This window comes from Streptococcus porcinus (genome assembly GCF_901542335.1).
Taxonomy (GTDB): Bacteria; Bacillota; Bacilli; order Lactobacillales; family Streptococcaceae; genus Streptococcus; species Streptococcus porcinus_A.
Map to the genome: position 1 here is coordinate 265543 of NZ_LR594036.1, position 16697 is coordinate 282239.

General features: G+C 38.9%; 11 protein-coding genes. 7 read left to right on the plus strand and 4 right to left on the minus strand.

From position 1 onward, the window contains the following. The first annotated feature begins 31 nt into the window (after positions 1-31). Positions 32-859, plus strand: a complete 828-nt coding sequence (locus FGK96_RS01410; protein WP_138080701.1) for an endonuclease/exonuclease/phosphatase family protein — start codon at positions 32-34, stop codon at positions 857-859. Between the two features lie 17 nt (positions 860-876). Here FGK96_RS01410 and FGK96_RS01415 read toward each other — a convergent pair whose 3' ends face one another. The 4 genes from FGK96_RS01415 to FGK96_RS01430 form a co-directional block, all read right to left on the minus strand. Further along, the gene (locus tag FGK96_RS01415) at positions 877-1389 is read right to left on the minus strand and encodes a kinase (protein WP_138080703.1); all 513 of its coding nucleotides are present in this window, start codon (positions 1387-1389) and stop codon (positions 877-879) included. A gap of 130 nt (positions 1390-1519) precedes the next feature. Then, positions 1520-2557 (minus strand): M42 family metallopeptidase, encoded by a 1038-nt coding sequence (locus FGK96_RS01420; protein ID WP_138080705.1) that lies wholly within the window; start codon positions 2555-2557, stop codon positions 1520-1522. Positions 2558-2645: 88 nt separating this feature from the next. Then, on the minus strand, positions 2646-3107 hold the full coding sequence (nrdI, locus tag FGK96_RS01425) for a class Ib ribonucleoside-diphosphate reductase assembly flavoprotein NrdI (protein ID WP_138080707.1): 462 nt from the start codon (positions 3105-3107) through the stop codon (positions 2646-2648). Between the two features lie 166 nt (positions 3108-3273). Then, entirely contained in the window at positions 3274-5730 is a 2457-nt protein-coding gene (locus tag FGK96_RS01430; protein ID WP_138080709.1) for a bifunctional 2',3'-cyclic-nucleotide 2'-phosphodiesterase/3'-nucleotidase, read from the minus strand. Positions 5731-5985: 255 nt separating this feature from the next. Here FGK96_RS01430 and FGK96_RS01435 point away from each other — a divergent pair, with 255 nt between their 5' ends. The 6 genes from FGK96_RS01435 to FGK96_RS01460 all read left to right on the plus strand — a co-directional run bounded on the left by FGK96_RS01435 (position 5986) and on the right by FGK96_RS01460 (position 16692). Further along, positions 5986-8205, plus strand: coding sequence for a RelA/SpoT family protein (locus tag FGK96_RS01435; RefSeq protein ID WP_138080711.1), 2220 nt, complete (start codon positions 5986-5988; stop codon positions 8203-8205). 12 nt (positions 8206-8217) lie between these two features. Further along, a complete protein-coding gene (gene dtd, locus FGK96_RS01440; protein ID WP_138080713.1) occupies positions 8218-8661 on the plus strand; it encodes a D-aminoacyl-tRNA deacylase in 444 nt (147 codons plus the stop codon). A 21-nt stretch (positions 8662-8682) separates the two neighbouring features. Beyond that, positions 8683-9531: a helix-turn-helix domain-containing protein gene (locus tag FGK96_RS01445; RefSeq protein ID WP_138080715.1), complete on the plus strand. Its 849-nt coding sequence runs from the start codon at positions 8683-8685 to the stop codon at positions 9529-9531. Positions 9532-9669: 138 nt separating this feature from the next. After that, positions 9670-10803, plus strand: a complete 1134-nt coding sequence (locus FGK96_RS01450) for an ABC transporter ATP-binding protein (RefSeq protein WP_138080717.1) — start codon at positions 9670-9672, stop codon at positions 10801-10803. Positions 10804-10893: 90 nt separating this feature from the next. After that, positions 10894-12501: a glycoside hydrolase family 13 protein gene (locus FGK96_RS01455; RefSeq protein ID WP_138080719.1), complete on the plus strand. Its 1608-nt coding sequence runs from the start codon at positions 10894-10896 to the stop codon at positions 12499-12501. A 306-nt stretch (positions 12502-12807) separates the two neighbouring features. Further along, positions 12808-16692, plus strand: coding sequence for a pullulanase (locus FGK96_RS01460; RefSeq protein ID WP_138080721.1), 3885 nt, complete (start codon positions 12808-12810; stop codon positions 16690-16692). Positions 16693-16697: the final 5 nt, after the last annotated feature.

Genomic DNA, 16697 nt, shown 5'->3' on the forward strand with positions numbered 1-16697 from the left:
CTGTTCTTTATTCTTTGGAGAAAGGAAATATATGGCAAAGTGGTTAACCTTAAATACTCATTCTTGGATGGAAGTAAATGCCTTAAAAAAACTGTTTGATTTGGCAGAACATATACTTGCTGAGAAGTATGATGTCATTTGCTTACAGGAAGTCAATCAATTAATTGAGAGTGATTTAGCTACCGAGGATTCTTTTTACCAAAAAATTTCAGGCACGCCGCCCTTGCATAAGGATAATTTTACCCTCTTGCTCACTAATTATTTAGCAAAGCGGGGGCAACCTTACTATTGGTCATGGGCTTATAATCATATTGGTTACGATATTTATAAGGAAGGCGTAGCTATTCTTTCAAAAAAACCAATGTGGGTTAAGGGTATTCTAGTGACAGCAATTGATGATGAGTATGACTATCACACGAGACGTGTACTATTGGCTAAAACAGAAGTTGATGGAAGAGAAGTGGCCCTCGCATCTGTTCACTTGTCTTGGTTTGGAAAGGGTTTTGAAGAAGAATGGTCTATGCTGGAGCAGAGCTTGCAGAATTTGGCTTTACCCTTAGTTGTTATGGGTGACTTTAATAATCCGACAGACAGTAAAGGGTATGATATGATTCTGAGCAGTTCCTTGGGGCTACGGGATAGTCACAAGGAAGCAAAAGTCGTTTTTGGAGATCATAGTATTGTATCTGATATAGATGGCTGGGAAGGTAATAGAGACTCCTTTAAGGTGGATCATGCATTTATGAGCCAAGAGTTTAATATTAGTCGCTCAGAAATAACTTTTGAAGGAGGAGATGCCCCAGTCGTCAGTGATCATTATGGTCTATCAGTAGAAGCGAGCTGGATCAATTCGGATTAATCTGGATAGAAAAAAAGTCAGGATGGAGTGTCCTGACTTTCTTCTATATCTTTTAAAATATGGCTGAGAGCTTGTTCTATAGAGACTTCTGTACTGAAAAGGTGTTCAGGAATAACCTTAATGTAATCTTTGTCATTCCACCATTTCTCTAGAGATTCTTTTCCAAAATCCTTTGCTTTAGCTCTTTGGGAGTGCCGCTTGACGGTTTCTTCAAATGTAAGATCATAGTAATAAGCCAAGGTTTTGATATGTGATTTCTCAATGATGTAGTGCCAGATGGGTTGATACCAGTCCGCTTTTAGAATACCTTCTAAAATAATGTAGTCACAGTTATTAAAGCCGTAGTGTAATAAGGTTTTTAACAGTGGGATAGTTGGCGTATTAAAGCCATCACGTGCTAAGAGCATCTCCCGTCGCAACTCATCTTGTGAAAGTCGCAAGGTGTTTTCTCCTAACTGTTTTTGAAGTGCTTTAGCTAGGCTACTTTTACCACTTGCGGCATTTCCTCTGATAATAATTAAATTAGGCATATGAAATGAGCTCCCGTAGTTATGTCAAAGTCTTTTGATGATTACGTTAGATTTTATGGAAGATTGCTAGTCCAAAAGTAGCTATCCTAGTGCTTTTAGTCTAGTGGTAACAAGAAATCTAGGAGAACACTTAATCAATCATTTGACTTCTAAGGTAGGCATCTACTAGCTTTTCTGTAGCTTCAACTGAGTCTCGGTGCGTTCTTTCGTATGAATGGCTTGATTCTATTCCTGCCCCGAGGAGAGCATGTTTAACTTCGGCACCAGATCTCAGGGCAGCTGAAGCATCTGAGCCATAGTAAGGATAAATATCTAATTGATACGGAATGTCATTTTGGAGGCATAGGGCAACCATATGTTGACGAAGATCGTAGTGGTAGGGGCCAGAGGCATCTTTAACGCAGATAGAAACAGTGTATTCATCTGTTGCTTGGTCATCTCCCATTGCTCCCATATCAACTGCTAGGTATTCAACGGTTTCTTTTGGTAAGCTTGAGTTGGCACCGTGACCAACTTCTTCAAAGGCGGAGAAGTAAAAATGAGTTGTGTAAGGCAAAGTAATATTGTGGATATGATATTCTTTTAACAATTCCATCAGAATAGCTGCGGAAACCTTGTCGTCCAAATGTCGAGATTTAATAAAGCCAGAATCTGTGAGTACGACTCTAGGATCAAAGGAAATAAAATCACCAACTTCGATCCCAAGCGCACGGGTTTCATCAGCGGTGCGGACTTTTTCATCAAGTCTAACTTCCATATTAGCTTGGCTGCGCTCGGCAGTGCCAGCATCTTTATAAACATGGACGGACGTTTGGTGAATGAGAATAGTTCCTGAAATTTCCTTCCCATTTTTAGCAAGGTGAACAGTACAGTTTTCACCTTCAATAGCGTTGTAAACAAAGCCCCCAACTAAGTCCATTTTTAGCCGGCCGTCAGGTTTAATGGCACGGACCATTGCTCCTAAAGTATCTAAATGGGCAGTTACAAGACGGTGCTTGCTATCATCTTGACCTTTAACAGAGACCATAAGACCGCCCTTGTTAGTTTTTATGGGTTGATAACCAAAGTTACTTAGTTCATCAGCAACATATTCCATAATTTTCTTGGTAAAGCCTGTTGGTGAGGGGATTTGAGTGAGCTTTGTAATATAATCAACAGTTGTTTTCATGTCAACTTCCTTTATCCTTTTTTCAATATTTCTATTATAGCATGCTAAAGGTATTTATATAAGAAAAACCCAGAAAAGACTGGGGTTTCTATGGATGTTCTTGAAAAAGTTTTTTCTTTTCGATAATTATTTCAGCTAAGCGTTCAATGTCAGCACTAGTTCCCCGTAATTCAAAATCACCGAGCATAGGAAAGCCAAAACGTTTTTCATACTGTTTCGCTGTCAAACAATATTGGTTATTAAAATTACGGTTGCCAGAACCAATAATTCCAAAGCAACGTCTAAAATTATCGTGAGCCTCTAGAAAATCACCTAAAGGATTGGTGAGGATTTCCACGTCTCCGGAGTCTAGGCCGTTTCCTCCTTCTAAATAGGTAGGTAAAATAGTGACAAAATCATCATCAACAGGAAAAGTGTTATGTTTTAATTCTTTAATGTTAATTGGCTTGGTGTGGATATTATATTTTTCTTCTAAATAGAGGCTCAAGCGTTTGACGAAGCTAAGTGTGTTTCCACTTAAGCTAATAAAGACAATGGTTAAATCAGACATCTATGTCTCCTTGTACTATATCTTGTAATATAACTAACAGTTTAGCACAAGATATAGTATTGCACAAGCTTAAAAGAAGCTACCTGAAACTTAAGGTTCTGATAGCTTCTTGTAGATTTCTTTAATAGGTTTGAGTTAGTATGACATGTACATGGCCATCTCTTCATTACCTTTTTTTCTGATTATTTTTCCTAAAGAGTCCAGCAAACCCCAGGAAACTTAGTCCTAGCAAGAAACTATTTTGGGATTCTTTGACACCTGTGTGCGGTAGTTCTTTGTTAGCAATAGTTTCACTTTTGCGAGTTTGTGCTCTGTTTGTTTGCAGATAGAGGTTAGTTGCTAGTTGGTAGATGTACTGGCGTTGTGAATCGGTAAGTTTATAATCTGTCTGACGAGGATTGGTTGGATTAGTAGTATCAGCTGTTCCTACTGGATTTGTCGGAGCCTCAGGCATGACATAGGTAAAGATAAAATCGCCAAAACCTTCAATAGATGAAGGTGCATGATAGCTAATATCTTTGACGTCATTAAGTAGTTTTTTCGCTCCGTCAGCGGTCAGAAAATGTAAATTCAGGCCTTCGATAGTATTAGCGAAGTACCAGTTGTTGTCAGCGCTTGGATTAATGGTTTTTTCAGAAACAATATAGTTAATAATGGCTTGGCGATTTTCCAAGTTTAAGAGACGATTGAGGCTTGCGTTTTTCACGCCGGGAAAAGTTCCGCTCGAACGATAGTTGTTGGTTACAACCATGAATTCTTGATTAGGATCAATATCTTTTCCTTGGTATTTCAAGTTGCGAACTCGACTAGAATTAGGATTTACTAAGTTGCCTTTTGCATCGTACTTATTAGCTTGGGTAATATCAAATTCATAAGTCACACCATCGATGACATCAAAATTATAGGTACGGTAATCAGTGTTAATGAGGTTTTGAGGGGCAGTATTAGTTGGATCAATTGTATTGAATTGCCCAGCAGCCATTTCTAACCATTCTTTGAGATCTGCACCTGTTACTTTAACGATGGCGGTAACGTTATCATAAAGATAGAGGTCTGCAACATTTTTGATTGCAATTGGACCGGCAGGGATATCAGTATAAGCTGTTGGGTCATTTCGTGTACCAGCTTTAAATGGTGCAGCTGCAGAAAGGAGCGGAAGGTTGGCTTCAGGAGTACCTGCTAATTGTTGTTTAGCATACCATAACTGAGCTTTGTTCACAATCTGAACAGAAGGGTCATCTTTTACTAAGGCAAAATAGCTATTGATTGGTGCCGTTGTCTCTCCAACGGTTTGACGAACATAATCAATTGTTCCTTGATGAGCTTTAGCGGCTATTTCAAGAATTTTAGGATCAGCTTCAGTTGATTTAGTGTTGATTTTCCGTATTTCGGCATGGTTTTTATCCTTATTAACAAGCCATTTACCACCAGTATAAGTAAGATCTAAATCAATTACTCCGATATGGTCGCCATATTTTCCAGCCATGGTAACGGGGGTACCATTGATGAGACCTGAAACACCATCAACACCTGCGTAGGTTTCGTAAGTTCCAGTGCCTGTTCCAGAAGGAAATTCAGCGTGTGAATGTCCTGTCACAACAGCATCAACGCACGCTAAACTGGCAATTTGATAGCCGACATTTTCCTCGCCAGCTTCGTAAACGTTGTCACCAATACCAGTGTGTGCAAGAACTAAGATGATATCAGCGCCAGCCTTTTTAATGGTAGGGATAATTTCTGTCACCGCTTGAACAGCATCTTTGACCCTAACTTTACCTTCGAGGTTTGCCTTATCCCAGGCCATAATTTGGGGAGGCACAATTCCTGTAATTCCAACTTTGAGGTTGACTGCCTGGCCATTAGCATCTATAAAGGTTTTGGTAATAATATCGTAAGGCTTAAAAACGAATTGGTCATTATTTGCATCTAAAACGTTAGCGTTGACAATTGGAAGTCCTGCTGAGGCGATGACCTGTTTTAGAAAAGGAAGTCCATAGTTGAATTCGTGGTTACCAAGAGTTGAGGCGTCATAACCAAGAGCATTTAGTGCCGCATACATCGGATGGACCTCTTCTGTTGCTACTGGCTTAATCAAGGCAGTGTAAGTGCCAAGGGGAGTGCCTTGTAGAATGTCGCCGTTGTCTACGAGGATAGTGTTAGGATTTTCAGCGCGTGCTTGGTCGATAAGAATGGCAGTTTTTGCTAAGCCGATGGTTTGTGAATCCTTATCTTGATAGTAGTCATAATTAACAAGATTAGAATGAAGGTCTGTTGTCGAAACAATACGCACGTCAATATTTTGACCTTCAACAGGAGCTGAGGCTTGTTGCTTAGCTACGGGGGCTAACTGGGTATTGGTCTTGGGGTCGAGATTAGTAGCTACGCTTGGTGTTTCTTGATTACTAGTATTGTTGCTAACAGTTGTCGAATCAGTTATTGTTGGGGCTGTTGGGGTGCTGCTAGTGGTTGTTGTGGCTAAAGCCTCACTACTTGGAACCCTAGTATTGCTACTTATTGGGGTAGTTGTGTCAGGGCTACTTTCCGCTTTTACTATCTGAGTTGCTCCTGCAGAAAGCAACATAGCAAGCCAAATAGCACTTTTTGAAACATAGTATTTTCTCATTCCTAAAATCTCCTAATAATTTTATAAAAAATGAACTTAGACTACTATTATAACCTGAAAAAGGGTTTTCATCAACATAATTCACGAACATTTTGATAGCTTTCAAGGGATATAATACAATAAATGAGGTGGTTTTTCTCAGTTTTAAAATAAAGCTGAACCTCTTGCTTTGGAATAGATGGCTGAAAGGATAGATCCTTTTGCTTTTTCAGTGAAAGTGTTAAAATAGGTAAAAGAAATTGACTGAGGAAAAGAATGGCAAAAGAAATAAATTTATCTGGAGAAGAGGTCGTTGCTCTAGCAGCGGCTTATATGAATAAAAAAGATGTCGCCTTTGTAAAAAAAGCACTCGATTATGCAACAGCTGCTCATTACCATCAAGCTCGTAAATCTGGTGAACCTTATATTATCCATCCTATTCAAGTGGCAGGGATTTTGGCGGACCTACAATTAGATGCTGTGACGGTTGCTTGTGGTTTTCTACACGATGTCGTTGAAGATACCGATATTACCTTAGATAATATTGAATTGGACTTTGGGATAGATGTTCGCGATATTGTTGATGGTGTAACGAAATTGGGAAAAGTAGAATATAAATCCCATGAAGAGCAATTAGCTGAAAATCACCGGAAAATGTTGATGGCCATGTCGAAAGACATCCGTGTTATCTTAGTTAAGCTTGCTGACCGACTTCATAACATGCGAACCCTAAAGCATCTGCGCAAGGATAAGCAAGAACGTATCTCCCGTGAAACGATGGAAATTTATGCCCCACTTGCTCATCGTTTAGGGATTAGCCGTATTAAATGGGAACTAGAAGACTTGGCTTTTCGTTATCTTAATGAGTCGGAATTTTATAAAATTTCCCATATGATGCGTGAAAAACGCAGAGAGCGTGAAGCACTAGTAGATGAGATTGTTGATAAAATTATCACCTATACCAGAGAGCAAGGCTTATATGGTGACGTCTATGGTCGACCTAAGCATATTTATTCTATCTACCGTAAAATGCGTGATAAAAAGAAACGTTTTGATCAGATTTTTGATTTGATTGCTATTCGTTGTGTCATGGAAACTCAAAGTGATGTTTATGCTATGGTTGGCTACATTCACGAATTATGGCGGCCAATGCCTGGTCGCTTTAAGGATTATATTGCTGCACCTAAGGCTAATGGTTACCAATCCATTCACACAACTGTTTATGGGCCAAAAGGACCGATTGAAATTCAGATTAGAACCAAAGATATGCACCAAGTTGCTGAGTATGGTGTGGCTGCACATTGGGCCTACAAAAAAGGTGTCAAAGGAAAAGTTAGTCAGTCTGATCAGAAAGTTGGTATGAACTGGATTAACGAGTTGGTGGAATTACAGGATGCATCTAACGGCGATGCCAAAGATTTTGTTGATTCCGTCAAAGAAGATATATTTTCTGAACGCATTTATGTTTTTACCCCAAATGGTGCTGTCCAAGAACTACCAAAAGAGTCTGGGCCGATTGATTTTGCTTATGCTATCCACACCCAAGTTGGTGAAAAGGCAACAGGTGCTAGGGTTAACGGTAAAATGGTTCCCCTTACGGCCAAGTTGAAAACTGGAGATGTTGTTGAAATTGTGACTAATCCGAATTCATTTGGGCCAAGCCGAGACTGGATTAAGATTGTTAAAACCAATAAAGCGCGGAATAAAATTCGCCAATTCTTTAAAAACCAAGATAAGGAATTATCGGTTAATAAAGGACGTGAACTTTTGGTCAACTATTTCCAAGAACAAGGTTATGTTGCAAATAAGTATTTGGAAAAGCGACGGATGGAAGAAATTCTTCCTCGTCTCAGTGTAAAAAGCGTAGAATCTCTCTATGCTGCAGTCGGCTTTGGTGATTTAAGTCCAGTCTCTATTTTTAACAAGTTGACAGAAAAAGAACGACGTGAAGAAGAAAGAGCCAAAGCAAAAGCTGAAGCAGAAGAGTTGGTCAAGGGCGGGGAGGTCAAACACGAAAATAAAGAGGTTCTTAAGGTTCGCAGTGAGAATGGCGTCATCATTCAAGGAGCAAGTGGACTCTTGATGAGAATTGCTAAATGTTGTAATCCAGTTCCTGGTGACCCTATTGAAGGGTACATTACCAAAGGTCGAGGTATTGCTATTCACAGAGCTGATTGCAATAATATTAAGAGCCAAGAAGGTTATGAGCAACGCTTGATTGAAGTTGAGTGGGATATGGAGAATTTCAGTAAAGATTACCAAGCTGAAATTGATATCTATGGCTTAAATCGTAGTGGTCTATTAAATGATGTCTTGCAAATATTGTCGAATTCAACCAAAAGTATTTCGGCTGTCAATGCACAACCAACTAAAGATATGAAATTTGCCAATATTCATGTTAGTTTTGGTATTCCAAATCTCACCCAATTAACGACAGTAGTTGAAAAAATTAAGACTGTTCCTGATATATATAATGTTAAACGAACAAATGGTTAGAGGAGTATTGCGATGCGTGTTATTATTCAACGAGTGACCCAAGCTTCAGTCTCTATTGATGGGGAAGTAGCTGGCGCTATTAAGAAAGGATTACTGTTGTTAGTAGGTTTTGGCCCAGATGATACCCAAGATGATTTAGACTACGCTGTGCGTAAAATTACACAAATGCGTATTTTCTCAGATAGAGAAGATAAAATGAACTTATCACTCCGTGATGTTAAGGGATCTATTCTATCTATCTCACAGTTTACCTTGTTTGCCAATACCAAAAAGGGAAATCGACCTGCATTTACCGACGCTGCTAATCCTGATTTAGCTAAAAATTTATATAAGCGCTTCAATCAGATGCTGGCGGATTATTGTCCAGTGGAAAAAGGGGTTTTCGGTGCAGATATGCAAGTGTCCTTGAACAACGATGGACCTGTGACCATTATCTTGGATACCAAACAGAGATAAAAGGAAAACGAGAAGGAAACAATGGAATTAAAAGAGTATTTCCCAAAGAGTCAAGTAAATCATTTGCCCTTTATGGGTGAAGACTGGGTAACAATTGCTGAAGACGACCACTATATCCATTTACCCAAAGAAACCTTAACAGCTAGGGAATTGTTTTTGTTGGGAAAGTTTGACCTCCTTGACTACGTAGCTAAGTCTTCCGCATCGCCATGGCAAGATTATTTGCTTCTCAAAAAAGGGCCATTACCAGAGCCTTTGAGTCATTTTCAGTTTATCTTCCTAGAACATAAAGTAGCCTTGGCGGAGGATTTACTGGATCTCTTTAAGTCACTCATTCCTTCTTTAGTAGCTATAGTACATATCAATAAATCAAGGACGACTTTATTGGTTGACCAGTCTCAAGAGAGTGACTTTTTAAGCCTGTTTGCTGATATATTACCGACTATTGAAAGTGACTTTGGCATTGCCTTATCAGTATTTATAGGGAATAATTGGTTAGATAATAAGGGTCAAGGGTTGAGTGGTTATTTTGACGAAGAAAATCTTTTATTAACAGCTTACCAAACACAAAAAGGCGAGAAGCAACTCTTTTCATTTTCTGAATTACTTCTGTGGGGAATGCTGACACAATTAGACCTTCCAATGCTGGAAAAGCATTTTCACCATCATTTAGTTCAAAATAAAGAGGTCTCAGATTTAGTGCTTAGCCTTTGGCAATGCCAAGGAAATCTTGTGCAGACAGCTCAAAAACTTTATATTCATCGGAATTCACTCCAATATAAACTGGAAAAAACCAAACGGCAAACAGGGCTCAATCTCAAAAACCTTGATGATTTGACCTTTGCTTATCTTTTCATCCAGAAACAATAGTATTGTGCAAAGTGCCCAAAGAAATTTGGGTGCTTTGTCTCTTTTGTGAAAGCCTTTTCTTTGTTAGAATAGAAACATCAAAAAGACAGTGCTTCCCTATTTTTAAAAAGAAAGCTAAGTCTAAACAAGGAGTAAGATATGGTAGAATTAAACTTAAATCACATTTACAAGAAGTACCCTAATACAACACATTACGCAGTTGAAGATTTTGACTTAGATATCAAGGATAAAGAATTTATCGTTTTTGTAGGCCCATCAGGTTGTGGAAAATCAACAACTCTTCGCATGATTGCAGGACTTGAAGATATTTCTGAAGGGGAATTGAAAATTGATGGGGAAGTGGTTAATGACAAGTCACCAAAAGATCGTGATATCGCTATGGTTTTCCAAAACTATGCCCTTTACCCACACATGACTGTTTATGATAATATGGCTTTTGGCCTAAAGTTGCGTAAATATAAGAAAGCTGACATCGACCAACGTGTTAAAGAAGCTGCACAAATCCTAGGATTAACAGAATTCTTAGATCGTAAACCTGCTGATTTGTCTGGTGGACAACGTCAACGTGTCGCTATGGGGCGTGCTATTGTCCGTGATGCCAAGGTTTTTCTTATGGATGAGCCTTTATCAAACTTAGATGCTAAATTACGTGTATCAATGCGTGCTGAAATTGCTAAAATTCATCGCCGTATCGGCTCTACAACAATTTATGTTACTCATGATCAGACAGAAGCTATGACCTTGGCCGATCGGATTGTCATTATGAGTGCAACGAAAAACCCTGAAGGTAATGGAACAATTGGTAAAATTGAACAGGTAGGTTCACCGCAAGAACTCTATAACTTACCAGCAAATAAATTTGTTGCTGGCTTTATCGGTAGCCCAGCCATGAATTTCTTTGATGTAACCTTTGATGGAGAGCGCATCATCAGCTTAGATGGTCTTAATATCGCTATTGCTGAAGGACAAGCAAAAATGCTCAAAGAAGCAGGCTATGAAGGTAAACAAGTTACATTTGGTATCCGCCCAGAAGATATCTCAGCTAACTTACTTGTCGAAGAAACATTCCCAAATGCTAATGTTGAAGCAGAGGTTTTAGTCTCTGAGTTATTGGGCTCTGAAACGATGCTTTACGTCAAACTTGGAAATACAGAATTTGCATCTCGTGTTGATGCACGTGATTTCCATAACCCAGGTGAAAAAGCAAGCTTAACATTTAATGTTTCTAAAGGACATTTCTTTGACATCGATACTGAAAAAGCTATTCGTTAATTTGGTACCTCCTAGAATATGACAAAGTCCTCGAAATCTCTATTTTGAGGACTTTGTGTCACTAAGTTAAAATATAGAAAAGAGAGAAAAATGGAAAAACACTGGTGGCATAAGGCTACAATCTATCAAATTTACCCCAAATCCTTTATGGACGCTAACGGCGATGGGATAGGGGATCTTGAAGGCATTATTCAAAAATTAGATTATCTGGAAAATCTTGGTATTACAGCTATCTGGCTTTCTCCAGTCTATCAATCTCCAATGGATGATAATGGCTATGATATTTCGGATTATGAAGCTATAGCTGACATTTTTGGTGATATGGCCCAGATGGATCTCCTCTTAGAAGAAGCAAAGAAACGCGGCATTAGAATCATCATGGATCTAGTTGTCAATCATACATCGGATGAACACGCCTGGTTTGTTGAAGCAAGAGAAAACCCAGAAAGTCCAGAAAGAGACTTTTATATCTGGCGTGACCAGCCTAACGGGCTCATGTCAACTTTTTCTGGCTCTGCTTGGCAATTGGATGAAAAATCAGGTCAATATTACCTCCATCTTTTTAGTAAGAAACAACCAGATCTGAATTGGGAAAATGCAGATCTCCGTCAAAAAATTTATGATATGATGAATTTTTGGATTGCTAAAGGAATTGGTGGCTTCCGAATGGATGTTATTGATTTGATTGGTAAAATTCCAGATGCGGAGATTACTGGTAATGGTCCTAAGCTCCATGATTATTTAAAAGAAATGAATCAAGCGACATTTGGGAAACATGATTTATTGACCGTTGGTGAGACTTGGGGAGCAACTCCGGAAATTGCCAAACAGTATTCCCGTCCAGAAAATAAAGAATTGTCCATGGTTTTCCAATTTGAACATGTTGGCTTGCAACATAAACCTAATCGACCCAAATGGGATTTTGCTGAAGAATTGGATGTGCCAGCACTAAAAGCTATTTTTGCGAAGTGGCAAACGGAACTAAAGCTGGGTGAAGGCTGGAATTCCTTGTTCTGGAATAACCATGACCTACCCCGGGTTCTTTCAATTTGGGGAAATGACCAAGAATACCGTCAGAAATCTGGGAAAGCTTTAGCTATTTTACTTCATTTGATGCGCGGAACACCATATATTTACCAAGGCGAAGAAATCGGGATGACTAATTACCCCTTTGAGAGTTTGGAGCAGGTAGATGATATCGAATCAGTCAATTATGCTAAAGAAGCAGTAATTAATGGTGTTGCGATAGAAGAGGTCCTGGCAAGTATTCGGCAGGTCGGACGTGATAATGCAAGAACGCCAATGCAGTGGGATACCTCAAAAAATGCAGGTTTTTCTAAAGCCGATAAGACTTGGTTGGCGCTTAATCCTAATTATGAAACAATTAATGTTCAAGCTGCTTTGGCTGATAAAAATTCCCTCTTTTATACTTATCAGGCCCTTGTTGCTTTGCGCAAAAGTGAAGCCTGGTTAGTAGAGGCAGATTTCCGGTTATTAGAGTCGGCTGATAAAGTATTTGCTTATGAAAGATGCCTAGGCGCAGATACTTATCTAATTGTGGTTAATCTGTCAGATCAAAACCAAACTTTCAGCTTGTCATGTAAAACTTATCAAACCATCATTGCTAATACAGACCCACAAAAAGTTATTGACCAAGGTCACTTAGAAGCTTGGGATGCTTTTTGTATTAAAAAATAAGTAGTTAAAAAGTCCTCTGTGCACTGCACCCCAAAAGTTAGATAAAAAAAGTCTAACGATTGGGGTGTTTTTGTATGAAATTAAATTATGAAGATAAATTAGAAATTTAAAAACTAGTCAGTAAGTACCTTGTCATATGTGTTTGCCTTATTCAGAATTAGAGCCTGAAAAAAACAAACGATTGCGCTGTTTTTTTAACTACTAACATAACTTTTTGATAACATAAATAATAAATATAAGAAAACGATTGCATAAATAAAATTTCCTCGGTATACTAGTTATGAAAAGGATAAAAAGGAGAACTAGATGTTGCAGTCGATGATTAAACACAATAAGTCAATCAACCTTGAAAAACGACAAAAATTTGGCATTCGTTGTTTAAAAGTAGGGGTTGCTTCGACAACAATTGCTACTGCCCTATTTTTTACAGGTGTAAATATTGTTCAAGCTCAGGGTATTGATACTACAACAAGTGAATTGCTTGAAACAGCTACTTCTGATTCTAGTCAAAGTACCAGCATAGTGACTAGCTTAGCAGAAACAGATCAGACTTTAACAACCGAGACTGAAAGTCATCAAGACAAGTCTTTACCAAGGATTGCTGAACAGCCAAATTATCCTTCGTCTGAGCAAAAGGACTTAATTAGTGGAGGTTCTGCAAGTATCTCGGACGCCAGCATAGGTCTTTCCAAAACGGTATCTGATTTGGAAATAACAACTCCAAGTGAAACTGTCGCATCGCCAGTAGCAGAGGTACCTATTGCTGCTACTGATATTAGGATGCATTTCAAAACCCTTCCGTCTAAGGATCTGGCTAGTTTGGGGCTTTGGACTTGGGAAGACGTAGCTAAACCTTCTGAGCAAAATGGTGCTTGGCCGACAGGAGCCATTAGTTTCTCAACAGCGAAGCAAGATGACTATGGCTACTATATTGATATAAAGATGTCCGAAGGCCCTCGGGATTTAATAAAGTGGCTCATTAATGATACCAGTGGACAGAATATTACTGGTGATCAGGGCTTTGACGTCTTGAGTCAAAACATGAATGAAGTTTGGTTTGATGATAAGTATAAAGTTAGCTATTACGCGCCTCAAGCCGCAGGAACTCTCCGCATTAATTACTTGCGGACAGATGGTAACTATAAGGATAAATCACTTTGGTTATGGGGAAGTGTCTATCCCGCTCAATTAAGTCAACAAGGAGCTTGGCCAGATGGTATTAATTTTACACATTTTGGTAAATATGGCGCTTATATTGATATTAAGTTGTCAGAATTACCAAGCGATATAGGTTTCTTACTCCTTGATGAAAGTAAATCAGGCGAGTCTGTCAAAATTAATCCGTCTGACTATAAATTTACCGATTTTAAAAATAATACCCAAATTTTTGTGAAAGATGAGGATCCAACCATTTATACAAACCCTTACTATGTCAATAATGTCCGCATTCTAGGTGCCCAACAAACGAGTCCTACAACAATTGAAGTGAGTATGACTAGTTTAGAAGGTACAGATCAATCTACGATACTTAAAAACCTTACGGTGACCAACGCAGCTAACGAGGGTATGGCTATCGCAGGTCTTGTTTTAAACACAACTCAAAAATCAGTTCTCATTAAGGGAGACTTTCCTGCAAATAATGGACCTTATACTGTGACCTATGCCTCTGATCATTTTTTAGCGAGAGGTAACTGGCAATATAAAGATGCTCTCTACGCCTATGATGGTTTTCTTGGCTCCCAAGTAACGAAAAATGGTCAGTCTGTTGATATGGCTATTTGGTCACCGAGTGCTGACCAGGTTTCAGTTGTCCTTTATGATAAAGAGGATCAAAACCTTGTTATAGGTAAGGTTGATATGGTAAGGGGCGACAAAGGCCAGTGGACAGTTAAGTTAGATAAGACTACGGGTCTTGGAATTAGCGATTACAGAGGTTATTATTACCATTATGAAATTAAACGTGCTGATAAATCAGTTCTAGTTTTAGACCCCTATGCGAAATCTCTGGCAGAATGGAATTCTGACTTAGCTACCAAAGGTCCAGTCTATGCAGTTGCTAAAGCGGCCCTCGTTGATCCAGGTCAATATGGTCCGAAAGAATTGACATATGCTAACATTCCTGGCTTCAATAAGCGTGAAGATGCAATTATCTATGAGGCACATGTGCGTGATTTTACATCTGATAAAGCTATCTCAGCTGACTTACAACACCAAATTGGCACTTTTGCAGCCTTTGCTGAACGCTTGCAATACTTAAAAGAGCTAGGAGTAACCCATATTCAGCTACTACCAGTCATGTCTTATTATTTCATTAATGAAATGAATAAGGAAAGAATGGATAACTATGCCTCAAGTGCTACCAATTATAATTGGGGCTATGACCCTCAGAGCTATTTTGCACTGACTGGTAATTATTCTTCAGATCCGAAAGATCCTACTAAGCGTATTGAAGAATTTAAAAATCTTGTTAATGAAATTCATAAATTGGGAATGGGTGTGCTGTTGGATGTGGTATATAATCATACAGCTAAAACCGCTATTTTGGAGGATTTGGAACCTCATTACTACCACTTTATGGATGTTGATGGAACACCACGAACTGCTTTTGGTGGCGGCAGGGTCGGAACAACTCATTATATGACGCGTCGATTACTACTTGATTCTATTAAGTACATGGTATCAGAGTATAAAGTCGATGGCTTTAGATTTGACATGATGGGAGAACATGACGCAGAAACAATTCAAGCTGCTTATGACGCTGCAAAAGCTCTTAATCCAAAGATTTTGATGTTAGGAGAAGGTTGGATTACCTATGCAGGCGATGAGAATAAACCTGTTCAGCCTGCAGATCAAACTTGGATGAATCAAACCGATTCAGTTGCTTCCTTCTCAGATGATATCCGTAATCTTTTGAAATCGGGCTACCCAAATGAAGGACAACCCGCATTCTTGACAAATGGTAGTCGAAGCATTCATGGCATCTTTAGCAATATTAAGGGACAACCAACTAATTTCAAAGCTGATGATCCAGGTGATGTGATTCAATACATTGAAGCACATGACAATCTTACTCTTTTTGATATTATTGCTCAGTCTATCAAAAAAGATCCAAGCATTGCTAAAAATAATAGTGAGATTCATCGTCGGCTACGTTTAGGAAATCTTATCGTTATGACGTCTCAAGGAACTGCCTTTATCCATGCTGGACAAGAATATGGACGCACAAAGCAGTTCCGAGATGAGGCTTACAAATATCCAGTTTCGAGTGACTTAGTGCCTAATAAATCCCATTTATTGGTTAATGAGGACGGAAGTCCATTTGCCTATCCTTATTTTATCCATGATTCATACGACTCGACGGATGCTATTAACCATTTTGATTGGACTAAAGCTACAAATAGTAGTCTATATCCAGAAAATACTAAGAGTCATGATTATATGCAAGGGTTGATTGCTATTAGGAAGTCAACAGACGCTTTCAGACTAGGTGACAAAGCTTTGATTGACCAAATGGTATCTTTAATTACTATTCCAGGTCAAGATGGGGTTTCTGAATCAGACCTTATCATTGGTTATATGGTCACAGCAACTAATGGAGATCGCTATGCAGTCTTAGTGAATGCTGACAGTAAGACACGTCACTTCACTCTTCCTGTAGAATGGCAGAGCGCTAGCGTACTTGTAGATGCTGATCGTGCGGGCTTGGCCAATATAAGTCATCCAAAAGGGTTGCACTTTGACCAGAATGGTCTTTCTCTAGATGCTTTGACAGCAACTATCTTGAAATTAGCAAAGGCGGTAGAAGGTGAGTCTAGTTCTGAAATGAATGAAGAATCTGACAATTTCCAGACTCTAATGACACCGCAGCCAACTAGTAGGAAGGGTACTTCAGCAACCACTACATCAGAAGTTCTGCCAGAATCCTTGGTTACGGCTGCCTCTTCATCTCAGTTAGTAAGAGATAGTAATACAGATAACCTTGAAAAAGGGTCAGAAGAGACAGCGAATCCTAGCACAAATAAGAAAGATCGGGTAAGAACTGAGACTTCAGGTACTACCGATAAAATCGTAGACAAAGCTGCTGTTAAAATAAAAAATAACCAAGGACAAAAGACTATTTTTACATTGGTTGCTAGTGTTTTCGTCATAACTTGTGCCTATTTCATTAAAAAGTACAAAGGTCGTCCATAAATAGT

Coding starts and splice junctions, on each gene's coding strand:
- FGK96_RS01410 (WP_138080701.1), top strand. CDS start 32: ATGGCAAAGTGGTTAACCTTAAATACTCATTCTTGGATGGAAGTAAAT.
- FGK96_RS01415 (WP_138080703.1), bottom strand. CDS start 1,389: ATGCCTAATTTAATTATTATCAGAGGAAATGCCGCAAGTGGTAAAAGT.
- FGK96_RS01420 (WP_138080705.1), bottom strand. CDS start 2,557: ATGAAAACAACTGTTGATTATATTACAAAGCTCACTCAAATCCCCTCA.
- nrdI (WP_138080707.1), bottom strand. CDS start 3,107: ATGTCTGATTTAACCATTGTCTTTATTAGCTTAAGTGGAAACACACTT.
- FGK96_RS01430 (WP_138080709.1), bottom strand. CDS start 5,730: ATGAGAAAATACTATGTTTCAAAAAGTGCTATTTGGCTTGCTATGTTG.
- FGK96_RS01435 (WP_138080711.1), top strand. CDS start 5,986: ATGGCAAAAGAAATAAATTTATCTGGAGAAGAGGTCGTTGCTCTAGCA.
- dtd (WP_138080713.1), top strand. CDS start 8,218: ATGCGTGTTATTATTCAACGAGTGACCCAAGCTTCAGTCTCTATTGAT.
- FGK96_RS01445 (WP_138080715.1), top strand. CDS start 8,683: ATGGAATTAAAAGAGTATTTCCCAAAGAGTCAAGTAAATCATTTGCCC.
- FGK96_RS01450 (WP_138080717.1), top strand. CDS start 9,670: ATGGTAGAATTAAACTTAAATCACATTTACAAGAAGTACCCTAATACA.
- FGK96_RS01455 (WP_138080719.1), top strand. CDS start 10,894: ATGGAAAAACACTGGTGGCATAAGGCTACAATCTATCAAATTTACCCC.
- FGK96_RS01460 (WP_138080721.1), top strand. CDS start 12,808: ATGTTGCAGTCGATGATTAAACACAATAAGTCAATCAACCTTGAAAAA.